This is a genomic window from Gilliamella sp. ESL0443 (assembly GCF_019469165.1).
Taxonomy (GTDB): domain Bacteria; phylum Pseudomonadota; class Gammaproteobacteria; order Enterobacterales; family Orbaceae; genus Gilliamella; species Gilliamella apicola_E.
The window spans coordinates 1078570-1092366 of the sequence record NZ_CP048263.1 but is presented as its reverse complement, the minus strand read 5'-3'; the positions used below and the strand labels follow the sequence as shown (position 1 = coordinate 1092366).

Sequence of the window (13797 nt, the reverse complement as noted above, 5' to 3'; positions counted from 1 at the left end):
TCATTTTATAAAGAATAGCTCAGGTTCAGTAGCTGTTTAATATAAAAAGCCGTTTATGTGATAAGGTGTGAAGGGAATTACCTTAATAAACCCCTTTCCTCAAGTTTTTTTTGAGAAAAGGGAAAGGTATATAGTTAAAGGAGCCTTTGTCATGAAGTTGCAACAGCTGCGTTATATTGTTGAGGTTGTTAATAATGATCTCAATGTATCGCTTACCTCTGAAAAACTTTATACCTCTCAACCTGGAATAAGTAAGCAGATTAAATTATTGGAAGATGAGCTAAATGTACAAATCTTTACCCGTGTAGGTAAACATCTTTCAGAAGTTACACCAGTTGGTGAGCAGATTATAGCTTTAGCCCGTGAAATTTTAAATAAAGCACAAGATATTAAAATTTTAGCTAAAGAGTTTAGTCAACCAAATCAAGGCTCATTAAGGATAACAACCACTTATACTCAAGCTCGTTATACTTTACCTCTTGTTATCCAACAATTTATGCAACAGTACCCGAGTATCACTCTTCATATGGAACAAGGGTCATCTCCTCAATGCCTGATGCAAGTACAAACTGGACAAGCTGATTTTGCTATCGTGACCGATTTATCAGATCTTAGTGATGATATGATTGCATTACCTTGTTATCATTGGAACCAAGCTGTCATTGTCATGAAAGATCACCCTTTAGCTAAAAGCAGTTTAGTTACAATTGATGAGCTATCTAAATATCCATTAGTTAGTTATGATTTTTCTAATGATGGTTCCGATCTTAATCAGGCATTTATTAAAGCTAATCAAGTCCCAAATATTGTATTTAGCACTACTGATGCTGATTTGATTAAAACCTATGTCAAATTAGGTGTTGGTGTTGGCATTGTGGCTAAAATGGCGGTTGATGAAAGTTCAGATTGTGAATTTGTGGTGCTAAATGCCGGCCATATATTCCCTTACAGTACAACTTATATCGTCTTCGCACGATCTCTGTTCTTGCGTAATTATATGTATGATTTTATTAGTCAATTTTCTCCACATTTAAATAGACAAACTATAGATAAAATTAGTCTTTGTGAAAACAATGTAGCAGTGCAAGCTATGTTTAATGGAGTTAAATTACCTGTTAGATAAACCGATAGGTCATTTTGAAATGTATTTTAAGAAACCAAGCTCAAAGATTGTGCCTCGCTTGGTTTCTTTTTAATATTATTTATGTCTAGCTTTTAAAATGCCAATCACATCTTGGAGTGATAGATTTTGATCCTGTAGTAAGACTAATAGATGGTAAATCAAATCTGCCGATTCATTTTTCAATTCTTCTTTATCTCGTACAGTGGCAGCAAGGGCGGTTTCTACACCTTCTTCTCCGACTTTCTGAGCAATACGCTTAGTACCATCATGATAGAGTTTTGCAGTATAAGAGGTGTTAGGATCAGCTTGCTTACGAGAGCCAAGTAATTGTTCTAAATCGTATAGAAAGCCCCATTCAGTTTTAGAATTCTTAAAGCAGCTGTTTGTTCCAGTATGACAAGTTGGTCCAATCGGATTGACTAAAATTAACAGCGTATCGTTATCACAATCGGTTGAGATATTAACCACGTTTAAAAAGTTGCCTGAGGTTTCGCCTTTGATCCATAAACGTTGTTTAGTTCGAGAATAAAACGTTACTTTTCCGCTATTTAGGGTTTGAGCTAAAGCTTCCTGATTCATATAACCCAGCATGAGCACTTCACCAGAAATATAATGCTGAATAATAACTGGCATTAAATTATCGACTTTTTGCCAATCAAGTGATTTTGTATCTATCTGTATTTGGGAATGTTGAGTTAACATAATCGTATTTCTACTCCATGTTGAGCTAAATATTGTTTAAGTTCGCCAATATTAATAATTTGTTTATGAAAGACTGAAGCCGCTAAAGCACCATCAACATTAGTTTCTTTAAAAGCTTGTAAAAAATGCTCCATAGTACCCGCACCGCCAGAAGCAATCAGTGGTACTTGGCAAACTTCTCTAATCGTTTTAAGTTGCTTAAGATCATAACCATTACGAACACCATCTTGGTTCATCATATTCAATACAATTTCACCGGCACCTCGCTTTTGGACCTCTTGAACCCAATCAATTGTATTCCATTTGGTGGCTACAGTTCGCTTTTCATCACCGGTAAATTGATAAACGTGATAACTATCTGAATCTTTATCATACCAAGTATCAATCCCTACCACGATACATTGCACACCAAAGCAATCAGCTAATTGAGTAATCAAGTTTGGGTTAGCTAAAGCAGGGGAGTTGATTGAAATTTTATCTGCCCCATAAGTTAAAATCTGCCCAGCATCTTCAACCGTTTTTATACCACCAGCAACACAAAAGGGTATGTCAATAACTTGAGCAACTTTAGCCACCCAACTTTTATCAACCACACGCCCATCAGATGAAGCAGTGATATCATAGAAAACCAGTTCATCTGCACCTTCTTCCGCATAGCGTTTAGCTAATGGTACAATATCACCTATGATTTCGTGATTACGGAATTGCACACCTTTAACAACTTGACCATTACGAACATCCAAGCAAGGTATTATCCTTTTTGCCAACATGAAATTGCCTCCTGAACTGTAAATTTACCTTCTAGTAATGCCCGACCCACAATGACACCAGCAACACCACTGTCTTTTAAGTCCTTTACATCGTTCAACTGTCCGATTCCACCAGAAGCTTGAAAATCAATAGTTGGGTATTTTTTGCTAATTTCTTGATACAAGCTTATGTTAGAACCAGTTAATGTACCATCTTTTGAAATGTCAGTACAAAGGACATGTTTTAAGCCATAAGGTAAGTAATCCTCAATTACTTGTTCTAAAGTTTGCTTAGAATCTTCTTGCCAGCCATGAATAGCGACATTTTTATTGCCATATTTGTCAATACGAACATCCAATGCTAATACCAAAGATTCAGGTCCATAATTTTCAAACCATTTTTTTACTAATTTGGGATCTTTAATTGCAGTTGAACCGATAACAACTCGTGTTGCACCAGCAGAGAGAAGCGCTTTAACATCATCTTCACTGCGAATTCCTCCTCCAACTTGTACTGGAACTTGGACACCATTAATCAGTGTTTTAATTAATGCGATTTGTCGAGCTTTTGGATCTTTAGCACCTGTTAAATCAACTAAATGTAGTAATTTAGCTCCTTGCCTCTGATAGTCTTGTAATCGAGCTAAAGGATCATTACCGTAATCACGTTTTTGTTCATAATCACCCTGATGTAATCGAACCACAGTGCCATCAATTAAATCAAGAGCAGGAATAATAATAGGGTAAACTGCCATTTTTACATCTCCAAAAAGTTCTTTAGTAATTTTGCACCGGCTGAGCCAGAACGCTCTGGATGAAATTGCACACCGTAAAAGTTGTCTTTTTGTACGGCAGCTGTAAAGCTTTCGCCGTAATTGGTTTCTGCGATAGTTGATGAGCATAATGGTAAGGCGTATCCATGTACAAAGTAAAAATAAGCACCATTAGGAATATCTCGGAATAAATGGTGGCCAGCTTTAGGGTTAACTTGATTCCACCCCATATGCGGTAGTGGTAGTCCACAATCAGGAATTTCAGATACTTTTTCGTGAATGATACCTAACGTATGGACATGCCCTTCATTACTATAATCGGCCAAAAGTTGCATACCAAGGCAGATGCCTAATACAGGTTGGGTGCAAACTTTTATCAGCTCGATTAAATTCCGTTCTTTTAGCTTTTTCATTGCTGCAGATGCGGAACCTACACCCGGTAAAAAGAGTTTATCCGACTCAAGCACAATATCAGGTTCAAGACTAATAATTGGATTATAGCCTAGTCGTTGTATTGCGTATTTTACTGATGAAAGATTTGCACAGCCTGTATCGAGAATGACAATTTTCATCTATAGCACTCCTTTCGAACTAGGTAATCTATCACTTTCAATTTTAATTGCTTGTTTAAGTGTTCGAGCAAACGCTTTAAATAAGCTCTCGATTCTATGATGATCATTATTTCCTGATGTTTCAATATGTAAGGTGATCCCCATAGCATAAGTTAAAGAGTAGAAGAAATGTTCTACCATTTGTGTACTCATATCTCCAACTTTAGGATCACTAAATTGTGCCGAAAATACAAGGTAAGGGCGACCAGAAATATCTATTGCACATTTTGCTAAACATTCATCCATTGGAATAACTGATGCATAGCGCGTGATTCCACGTTTATCTCCAAGAGCTTGTTTTAGCGCTTCACCTAAAGCAAGGCCTGTATCTTCAATGGTGTGATGATCATCAACATGAAGATCACCTTCAACTTGGATATTGAGTTTAATGCCACCATGAATAGCAATTTGATCGAGCATATGGTCAAAAAAACCAATACCTGTATTAATTTGGCTACCACCTTGCCTATCTAACCAAACCTCAACTAAAATCTTAGTCTCTTTGGTGTTTCTTTCGACTTTTGCATAACGATCTGCTGTGGTTAAACGTTGAGCTATTTCGTTCCAATTAAGATTTACTGGATCATAACGTAACCCTTTTATTTGCATATTTTCTGCAAGCTGGATATCAGTGACCCTGTCACCAATTACATAGCTATTTTGTTTGTCTAAGTTGCCATTCATTAAATAAGGAAGAACCAGTTTTAGTTTAGGTTTACGGCACTCACAATTGTCCTCAGGAAAATGTGGACAAATTAAAACTTCTTCAAATCTGACGCCTTGTGATTCAAATATTTGCATCATTAAGTTATGAGGGCCATCAAATTTGGCTTGTGGATAGCTGCTGGTGCCTAAACCATCTTGATTGGTCACCATAACTAATTTATAACCAGCAACTTGTAATTTAAGTAATGCGGGTATCACATTGGGTTCAAATTCAAGTTTTTCAAAACTATCAACTTGAAAATCGATAGGAGGTTCAACAATTAATGTTCCGTCACGATCGATAAATAAATATTTTTGTAACATACTTGCTCCTATAATATGGCTTTAAGTGCTGTTATTACTGCTTCACATTCAGCTTGAGTACCAATCGAAATTCGAACAAAACCATCTTGACCAATTGATTTACTTTGGTCACGCAATATAATGCCTTCATTCCAAAGTTTATGAAATACATCCTTATTACTCTGAAATTTAACACATAAATAATTTGATTCACTCGGATAAACTTTTTCGACTATAGGCAGTGCTGAAAGTTGCTTAGCCAGCTTTTCTTTTTGATTATTCAGATTGATGACATGCAATCTCATCGTATTAATACCATCTTTACTCAATGCCTGAGTGGCAATGTCAGCTACAGGTGTAGCTAATGGATATGGAGCGATTACTTTTTGTAACGCGTCGATTACAGGCTTATTAGCTAAAGTAAATCCACAACGTAAACCGGCAAGTGCAAAAGCTTTTGATAAGGTGCGTAAAATCACTAAGTGAGGAAAGTCTTTAAGCCAACTGACTACCGTTGAATTAGGCGAAAACTCAATATAAGCCTCATCAATCACAACTAGCGCTCGATCTTCGGCTATATTAAGTAATGTTTTAATATCATCTTGATTGATTAAATTACCAGTCGGATTATTTGGTGAACAAACATAGATTAATTTAACACTATCAATATTTTGCTTAATTCCTTCAAGATCAAGTTGCCAATCTGATTTGGTCGGTACAGTTTTAGTTTTTATTCCTAAAGTTTCAGCACTGACTTGATACATACCATAAGTTGGTGGACAGTAAAGTATTGTATCTGTATCAGGCTCACAAAAAGCACGCATTAACAGTTCTATCGCTTCGTCAGCACCGCGGCTAACTATCACTTGATTAGGTCGAACTCCTGCATACTGCGCATAACCATTTATAACATGTTCAGGCTGTGCTTCTGGATAACGGTTTAATGTTTGTTCTGTTAACTGATAATTGGGGGCAACAGGGTATTCATTGGCATTTAACCACACGTCACCTTTACCACCAATACGTCTGGCTGATTGATAAGGTGTCAACTTTTGTACGTTTTTTCTGACTAATTGATTAATATCCATTTTATCCACCTATTATTTATTATCAGCATTAAGTTTAGCTAAGCGAATCGTTACCGCATTTTTGTGTGCAGTCAGTTGCTCAGCTTGTGCCATTAGCTCAACTGCTGTACCTATCGCTTTCAATCCATCAGGCGTTAATTTTTGTACAGTCATCCGTTTTTGAAAATCTGGTAACCCGAGGCTTGAATAAGTTGAGGTATAACCATAAGTAGGTAATACATGATTTGTACCTGATGCATAATCGCCAGCCGATTCTGGTGACCAATCACCGATAAATATTGAACCGGCACTATTAATTTTATCAACCAGTTGATCGGCATTTTTAGTTTGAATAATTAAATGCTCAGGCCCATAACGATTGCTGATATCTACACATTCTTCTAAATCGTTGGTTACTATAAGTCGGCTTTCTTTCAACGCTTTTTCAGCAATATCTTGGCGCGATAGTTGCATAAGTTGTTTATCAACCTCAATCGAAACTTCCTGTGCAATCTTCTCATCAGGAGTAAGTAGTACCACTTGTGAATCCGGTCCATGTTCAGCTTGAGAAAGTAAATCAGCAGCTATAAAAGATGGATTAGCAGAACTATCGGCGATGACCAATACTTCAGAAGGGCCTGCTGGCATATCAATAGCTGCGCCATCAAGACGTTGACTTACTTGACGTTTGGCTTCAGTAACATAAGCATTACCCGGGCCAAATATTTTATCGACTTTGGGAACTGATTCGGTACCTAATGCCATTGCAGCAATCGCTTGTGCGCCACCTAGTTGATAGATTTCTGTTACACCACAAAGATCGGCAGCATATAAAATTTCATCAGCAATTGGGGGAGGTGAGCATAAAATCACTTTACGACAACCAGCAATTTTGGCTGGAATAGCCAACATTAAAACAGTCGATAATAAAGGAGCAGAACCACCAGGTATATAAAGACCAACTGAATCAATAGGTCTGGTCACTGATTGGCATTGAATACCTGGCATAGTTTCAACTGTTATGGTCTGTCTTACTTGTGCCTGATGAAATTTTTCAATATTGCTTACAGCCAATTGCATTGCCTGTTTTAAATCCGATTTGACACGACTAGTTGCTGTTTTTATCTCATCTTCCGTTAATTTAATTTGATTGGTTTGAGTTTTATCATATTTATTACTCAATGCGTTGAGGGCTAGGTCACCATTTTGTTTAACCTGTGTCAAAATATCTTTAACCACTTGGCTAATAGAATCTGAGGCAGCAATTGCCGGGCGAGTTAATAATTCTGCTTGCTGTTCTTTAGAACAATTTTGCCAATAAGAAAGCTTCATTTGATTACTCCATCATTTTTTCAATTGGTAATACAAGGATTGAACTAGCACCTAATGCTTTTAGTTTTTCCATGGTTTCCCAGAATAATGACTCAGTACTAACCATGTGTAATGCTACCCGATTTTGTTCACCAGTTAATGGTAAAATAGTTGGATTTTCTGCACCAGGTAATAGCGAAACAACTTGATCTAAAACTGCTGTTGGAGCGTGAAGCATAATATATTTAGATTCACGAGCTTGAATTACACCTTGAATTCGAGTCATCACTTTATCGATTAAGGCTTGTTTAGTGCAGGACATTTCACCTTCACGTTGAATTAAGCATGCTTTAGATTTATAAATGACTTCTATTTCTTGTAAACCATTGGCCTCAAGAGTTGCACCACTTGATACCAAATCACAAATTACATCAGCTAAACCAGCTCGAGGAGCCACTTCAACAGAACCATTAAGCAAACAAGTTTTAAAACTTACATTATATTGAGAGAGATAACGGCGGAGTAGGTGAGGATAAGTTGTTGCTACACGCAAATTATTTAAGCACTCAGGACCTGTATAGTTAAAGTCACGAGGGGCGGCAATAGATAAACGACATCCTCCAAAATCAAGTCTACGTAATTTTTTATATTGTGGATTATAACCTTCAGCTTGCCTATCTAGAACTTCTTCTTCTAAAACATTTTCGCCCACAATACCAATATCAACTACGCCATCAATCACAAGGCCTGGTATATCGTCATCACGAACGCGTAAAATATCAATTGGCATATTTTCAGCGAAAGCAATTAGACGTTGCTCTTGTAGATTAATTTTGATACCACACTGAGCTAGTAATTTTTTTGACTCATCACTTAAACGTCCTGATTTTTGCATTGCTATACGTAAACGTGAATTATCCAACATGTTATTCTCCCTAAATAAAATTATTAACCACAAACAAAAAACCCTCGGAAGTTTGATCTTCCGAGGGTTCTCTATTTGCTTTTGCGAAATCACCGGAAGACCATTTGTCTTCCAGCACCAATCGCCCGAAGACTATTCAGGAATGATGGTGATGATGGTGTTTAGTCATACAAAAACAATTCATAAAAAATAAAACCTTTAAATTTAACTGTTGTACAAAATATAACAGAAACGATTAATGAGCAATAGCTTTTTGTTAATTTATTAAAATAAATTGTAAGCAAGCGATTATTATTAACAATAATGACTTATCAAATATAAATATTTAATCATTTATTTTTACGATTAATTATAAGATTTGTTTTAACTTATGGCTGACCTTGTAACGACTATAATCAGCAATTTTATTTAAGAAGTTCTCTAGACTATTATTTTCAAAGTGGCAGACCATCATATAACAACCATCACCAGTAATTTTGTAAAATTCGGAAACCTCATCAAAAGATTTTACTAACTTTTCAAATGATTCAAATTGATTTGAATTCATATAAATAGTAATAAATTGTAATTGAGATTTTTGTTCTTTAATGGTGAATTTTTCGATAATATGATTATTTAATAACTCTTGCACACGTTGACCAACTGCTTGGCTTGACAAGAATACCTTCTCTCCAATCTCTCGCCAAGGTTGACGACTATTCTCTTTTAACTCATTTAATATAGCGCGATCTTTTTTATCCATATTTTCATTTTGAAAGCGAACTGCTGTTAATTCCTTCAACTTACTATGTTATTTAAAAGTTAATACCTGCAGAATAATAACATAAAACATTATAAAGGAGAGCAAAATGAGGCAAGCATTAATGATTATTGATGTACAAAATGATTATTTCCCTCAGGGAAAATATCCGTTAAATAATACTGAACAAACGTTACAATATACTTTAAAGTTACAACATTATTTCCGCCAAAAGCAATTACCGATTATTTATATACAGCACGTTAATCAAGATGTTAATGCCGCTTTTTTTGTAAAAAATAGCTACGGAAGTCAGTTACATTCTAAATTACTTCCTCTTGAAGAGCATAATGAATTTATTGTTCAAAAAGCATATCCAAATAGCTTTTACCAAACTCATTTACAACAGACGTTAGAGCAATTAGGTATATCACAATTAGTGATTTGTGGAATGATGAGTCACATGTGTGTTGATTCCACCACTCGCTGTGCGTTTGAACTAAATTATCAACCAATTTTGATTCATGATGCTTGTACTACTCGTGATCTTAACTTTAATGGCAATATAATTGCTTCACAAATAGTTCATGATAGTTTTATGTCTGCATTAATGCGATTTGCAACAGTAAAGAAATGTGAATCATTTATACAAAAAATTTAATGAAGTGAAATAAATAAAACACTATTTTAAACTTTAATAATTGAAGTAAATATTCTTATTTTTGACATTAATATTTATCTGTGATAATACTGGCTAATTAAAAATAATTTAATATTAATTAGTATTTTATAGGTGTTTTACATGTTTCAATCCATTGATGTGCATCATGTAGCAAGAGAGGTTATTATATTATTATTCTTGTTGCCAATCTTTTATTTCTTTTATGTTTTTTCATTCATAACTATCTTTGTAAGAATGAATCGAATTATTAGAGCAATTCTAGCAACTATAATTTTGGCTTTAACTGTTTATATTTCAATCAATGCTAATTTAGAGTTTTTTGTATTTTTTCTTTCAGCTATTGTTTTTCCGCTTATCATTCGTTTTTGCCAATCAGAAACGAAAAAATATTTTGGTTCAAGACATAAATTGGCTTCTCTATTCAGTTATATATTATTACCATTATTTTGTACTTTCTTTTGGCCGACTTATTTAATCATAGTACCTGGCGTGACTAAGTATTTAGAAAATAGACCAAGTAGCGAGTGTAAAAAAAATGGCCGTTTAGTTGAACTGTCAAAAGATACAATCTTACGTATTTATCCTAATTCTAAATATTCACCATTTTGGGTTATTGAAGGATATAATAGTGCTAATGTTTCAGAAAGAAAATTTTGCGAGAAGTTTTCTAATGATGTAGCTCATAAAATTGATAAAATTAGTGATATTAGAATTGACTCGAGTGATATTTGCCTTCATCCAACATCCAAAGCATTAACTGCCTATTGCAATAATATAAAAAATGAAAATTTACAATTTAACAATTTAGATATTGATTTTTTTAGAACTAATAAGAATAGCTCTGATGACAGTTCATTTAAAATATTTCAAGAAAACTTAGAGTATGCAAAAAGTAAAGAAAACTGTGATTATTGTTATAATAAATTTATAGAGAGTAATCAATTTGACAATAATATAGAATTATATAAATTTACAAATGAAAATATTCTAATTGTTCCCCAACCAAATTGGTTACCTATTCAATCTGAACCATTAGTAATTAAATGTTCAATTGATAAAGATTTAGGATGTCATTATATTTACGAATATAAAGGGGATTTTAAAGTATCACTTCACTATGAATTTATTAATCATGATAATAAAGCCAATTATGGAGAGGAACCCATTTACAACCAAGAGTTCATTGATAAATATTTAGAAGGTGCTCAAAAAGCCGCTTTAGTAGTTGAAGATTTTATTGAGAGTCTAAGTAACAAGCAAGATATGGTGGATTGAGACTTTAGTTAAATAGTTTCAAATTACTTGCCGATTGATGTTAGTTTATATTTTAAGGATTGATTTCAGATAAAGCTTTCAATGCTTAGATAAATTTACCCAGAATATACATATTATAGTTTTCTTATTATCAATAAATAAACAATCAAAAAATTGTAACGTAATATGTTTAATAAAATAGATCATATAAACATAACTGGTTTAAATAAAATATAATTATTTGAATGTTAAGATAGGGAAGAGTAATAAACAATATCGATAGGAAAAATAAGCCATTATTAAAACTAGATTGAACTATTTATTTAAGGGATAAATCAAAATTAGAGGAAAGGTAATCATTTTACCTTTCCTAGAAATTTAACATATTATGACTCGATAATTTGTGGATATTTTTTACCAGATAGAACACTAAATCTGCCGGTTCCAAGCAATGAAAGACTAAAAGCAGTTAAAGACATAAATGCTGGATATTCCCAACCACCACCTGGATTAGTAAATGACCAACCATTAGCCCAATGCACAATAGTTATTATTGCTAATTGAAAAAAGGCTATCAATGCAACAGCGCGAGTTAGAATACCTAATAGCAACAATGCACCGCCACCAATTTCAAAAACGATTACAATATAAGAAAAGAACCCAGGAAAACCAAGAGTGTGAAAATACTCTGCGGTACCTTCTGGTGTTAGAACAAGTAATTTAGTAAAACCATGGGCTAAAAACATCATACCTAAAGCAATTCGTAATACGAAAGCAGCTACATCAGTTTGATATTCTTTCATTGTGTGTTTCCTATATTAAGTTAACAAAATAATAAAAATCTTATATATCTATTACTTATTTGAAACATAGGATACTGCATGTGAGATTGTCTCACAGTTAACAATCAATAGTAAAGGAACATTAAAAAAATTAAAGTTCTTCTTATCAATATGAATTAGTACTATTAATTGCGATAAAATAGCGGTGCGACTAATGTCGCACCGGTATTACTTACTTATTGTTGGTGTCGAATAGAATTGGTATTTAAATTTGTTTGCCTAAATTATGTTTCTAAACATTCAAATTTTATTGGGTAACATTATATATCAAAAATGAGACTTTAGTCTCATTTTTTTAAAATATTTCACAATTAATAATTTATTATTTAAAATGAAATAAATGGCGTAAAATTAATATAAGTCAAAAAACACTGTTATGAACAAATCTGAAACTAGTTCTTTGAACAACTTTACAAGTCTTAAAAAAAAGAATTATGAGCGACTATTAGAGATTGCTTTGGACTCATTAGAAAATGGAATTGAACCTACGATTACTGAGTTAGCTGATAAATCAGGAATCTCAAGATCGACTGCTTATCGCTATTTTCCAACACAAAATGATCTGATATCGGCTGTAGTTAATCGTTCACTTGATCCTATTTTACAATGGCATACAGACGAACAAAATATAAACCAAAGAGTTAATGAATTCATATCGTTTGCTTATACTGAAATGATAAAACATGAAGGTGCTATAAGAGCGACGATGCGATTATCTTTGCAACAATGGGCGAATGAGCGTTCTAAATTAGCACCTAATACAACAAAACGAGTACGGGAAAATCGTAAAGAGGTAATTTCGAAATTATTACAACCGTTACAATCACAGCTTAGTGAAGAGCAATATAATAAAGTCATTTATACCATATCAATCATCTGTGGTTCGCAAATAACGGTTTTAAAAGATGTTTGGAATTTAGATGATTCATATATTATATCGCTTTCTCAATGGATAGCTAACGCTATCATTAATCAAGCGAAAAATGATGCTAACACTTAACGTGTTTTTTTCCTATTCCTTTCTAAGTTTTTAAAACGAAAAATCATTAAAAACACTGCCATATTAGACAGTGTCTTTCTTTTATAACTATAAATTTTAGAAACAGATATTTTTTTAATGGTATTGAATTGGTTGTTGGTTTTGTTCATCGTGAACTAAAAACAAACAGGTATTGCTAGTTAAAACGGCTTGTTGTAAACGCAGTTTATCTTGCTCATTAAGATCATTAACACATGCAACTACATAACTACAGGTTTTACTTTGTAATGCTTTCTCAATAGTAGATACTAAATTTTCATTATTCAAATTAGCTAGATGAACAACTTTTCCTTTATCAAGCCCAGCAGTATTTACCCATGATCGTTTTAGCATCGGACGATCTGATAGCCATAATTGCCATTTTTTCTCTTTATTAAATGAACGTAATAAAGGTCGCTGTTGTTGTAACACCTGTTGAAAGGGTGTTTCAAAATTGATAGCCATAAGTTGTGGTGAAGAATGTTCAATAAGCATAAAAACCTCAATACTGTTTACATATACAGTGTATATTAATACAGTAATTTTAGGTTGTAAATACTATTTGTGATCATTTTTTATATTGTTTTGGATTAATATACCTTCATGAACGAAAAAATTGATAGGTAAAAAAGCCTAAAAATGTCATTAAAACTGAGCCAGTAACATGAACTGCAATGGTCGCTAATCCCCAACCAATACGACCTTCTTGAAGAAAGTTAACAATTTCAGCCGAAAACGTTGAAAAAGTAGATAACCCACCACAAAAACCTGTAATTATCAGCAATCGCCACTCAGAAGAAAGATTTGCATGATTAAAAAAAGCAATTGCAAAACCAATAATATAACCAGCGATCAAATTAGAAAATAATGTACCTAAAGGAATAGCAAAAACAATGACATTTAATTTTAACGATAAGAACCAGCGAAGCAATCCTCCGAAAACTGAACCGATTGAAATAGCTAAAATAAGTTTCAACATAAATGGGCAACCTT

General features: G+C 33.7%; 16 protein-coding genes and 1 other annotated feature. Of the genes, 4 read left to right on the top strand and 12 right to left on the bottom strand.

Annotated features, from left to right (window positions below):
• Nucleotides 1–151: 151 nt before the first annotated feature.
• Nucleotides 152–1123, top strand: a complete 972-nt coding sequence (gene cysB / locus GYM76_RS05025) for an HTH-type transcriptional regulator CysB (RefSeq protein WP_220226113.1) — start codon at nucleotides 152–154, stop codon at nucleotides 1121–1123.
• A gap of 75 nt (nucleotides 1124–1198) precedes the next feature.
• Here the strand turns inward: cysB and hisIE are convergent, their stop codons facing one another.
• The 9 genes from hisIE to GYM76_RS04980 all read right to left on the bottom strand — a co-directional run bounded on the left by hisIE (nucleotide 1199) and on the right by GYM76_RS04980 (nucleotide 9011).
• Nucleotides 1199–1825 carry a bifunctional phosphoribosyl-AMP cyclohydrolase/phosphoribosyl-ATP diphosphatase HisIE gene (gene hisIE, locus GYM76_RS05020; RefSeq protein WP_220226112.1) on the bottom strand — a complete coding sequence of 209 codons (627 nt, stop codon included), beginning with the start codon at nucleotides 1823–1825 and terminating at the stop codon, nucleotides 1199–1201.
• The gene (hisF, locus tag GYM76_RS05015) at nucleotides 1819–2595 is read right to left on the bottom strand and encodes an imidazole glycerol phosphate synthase subunit HisF (RefSeq protein WP_065734876.1); all 777 of its coding nucleotides are present in this window, start codon (nucleotides 2593–2595) and stop codon (nucleotides 1819–1821) included. Before hisF ends, hisIE begins: the two co-directional genes overlap by 7 nt.
• A complete protein-coding gene (hisA, locus tag GYM76_RS05010) occupies nucleotides 2577–3314 on the bottom strand; it encodes a 1-(5-phosphoribosyl)-5-[(5-phosphoribosylamino)methylideneamino]imidazole-4-carboxamide isomerase (RefSeq protein ID WP_370632616.1) in 738 nt (245 codons plus the stop codon). Before hisA ends, hisF begins: the two co-directional genes overlap by 19 nt.
• Nucleotides 3315–3331: 17 nt before the next feature.
• Nucleotides 3332–3919 carry an imidazole glycerol phosphate synthase subunit HisH gene (gene hisH / locus GYM76_RS05005; protein ID WP_065563474.1) on the bottom strand — a complete coding sequence of 196 codons (588 nt, stop codon included), beginning with the start codon at nucleotides 3917–3919 and terminating at the stop codon, nucleotides 3332–3334.
• Nucleotides 3920–4987, bottom strand: coding sequence for a bifunctional histidinol-phosphatase/imidazoleglycerol-phosphate dehydratase HisB (gene hisB / locus GYM76_RS05000; protein WP_220226110.1), 1068 nt, complete (start codon nucleotides 4985–4987; stop codon nucleotides 3920–3922). It abuts the gene before it with no gap.
• 8 nt (nucleotides 4988–4995) lie between these two features.
• A complete protein-coding gene (gene hisC, locus GYM76_RS04995) occupies nucleotides 4996–6054 on the bottom strand; it encodes a histidinol-phosphate transaminase (protein WP_220226109.1) in 1059 nt (352 codons plus the stop codon).
• A gap of 12 nt (nucleotides 6055–6066) precedes the next feature.
• Nucleotides 6067–7365 (bottom strand): histidinol dehydrogenase, encoded by a 1299-nt coding sequence (gene hisD, locus GYM76_RS04990; RefSeq protein WP_220226108.1) that lies wholly within the window; start codon nucleotides 7363–7365, stop codon nucleotides 6067–6069.
• Nucleotides 7366–7369: 4 nt separating this feature from the next.
• Nucleotides 7370–8269, bottom strand: coding sequence for an ATP phosphoribosyltransferase (gene hisG, locus GYM76_RS04985; protein WP_065563470.1), 900 nt, complete (start codon nucleotides 8267–8269; stop codon nucleotides 7370–7372).
• 32 nt (nucleotides 8270–8301) lie between these two features.
• Nucleotides 8302–8427: a sequence feature (His leader region), on the bottom strand.
• 191 nt (nucleotides 8428–8618) lie between these two features.
• A complete protein-coding gene (locus tag GYM76_RS04980; RefSeq protein ID WP_220226107.1) occupies nucleotides 8619–9011 on the bottom strand; it encodes an Lrp/AsnC family transcriptional regulator in 393 nt (130 codons plus the stop codon).
• Between the two features lie 106 nt (nucleotides 9012–9117).
• Here GYM76_RS04980 and GYM76_RS04975 point away from each other — a divergent pair, with 106 nt between their 5' ends.
• Together GYM76_RS04975 and GYM76_RS04970 are read left to right on the top strand one after the other, a co-directional pair.
• Nucleotides 9118–9669, top strand: coding sequence for a cysteine hydrolase family protein (locus GYM76_RS04975; RefSeq protein ID WP_220226106.1), 552 nt, complete (start codon nucleotides 9118–9120; stop codon nucleotides 9667–9669).
• A 141-nt stretch (nucleotides 9670–9810) separates the two neighbouring features.
• Complete coding sequence (locus GYM76_RS04970) at nucleotides 9811–10965, top strand: hypothetical protein (protein WP_220226105.1); 1155 nt, start codon at nucleotides 9811–9813, stop codon at nucleotides 10963–10965.
• Nucleotides 10966–11330: 365 nt separating this feature from the next.
• Here the strand turns inward: GYM76_RS04970 and GYM76_RS04965 are convergent, their stop codons facing one another.
• Entirely contained in the window at nucleotides 11331–11747 is a 417-nt protein-coding gene (locus GYM76_RS04965; protein ID WP_065734870.1) for a DoxX family protein, read from the bottom strand.
• A 415-nt stretch (nucleotides 11748–12162) separates the two neighbouring features.
• On the opposite strand from GYM76_RS04965, the gene GYM76_RS04960 reads away from it, so the two are divergent.
• Nucleotides 12163–12786, top strand: a complete 624-nt coding sequence (locus GYM76_RS04960; RefSeq protein ID WP_220226104.1) for a TetR/AcrR family transcriptional regulator — start codon at nucleotides 12163–12165, stop codon at nucleotides 12784–12786.
• A gap of 114 nt (nucleotides 12787–12900) precedes the next feature.
• On the opposite strand, the gene GYM76_RS04955 is transcribed toward GYM76_RS04960, so the two are convergent.
• Nucleotides 12901–13299, bottom strand: a complete 399-nt coding sequence (locus GYM76_RS04955; protein WP_220226103.1) for a cell division inhibitor SulA — start codon at nucleotides 13297–13299, stop codon at nucleotides 12901–12903.
• Between the two features lie 106 nt (nucleotides 13300–13405).
• A complete protein-coding gene (gene crcB / locus GYM76_RS04950; RefSeq protein WP_220226102.1) occupies nucleotides 13406–13783 on the bottom strand; it encodes a fluoride efflux transporter CrcB in 378 nt (125 codons plus the stop codon).
• Nucleotides 13784–13797 lie beyond the last annotated feature (14 nt).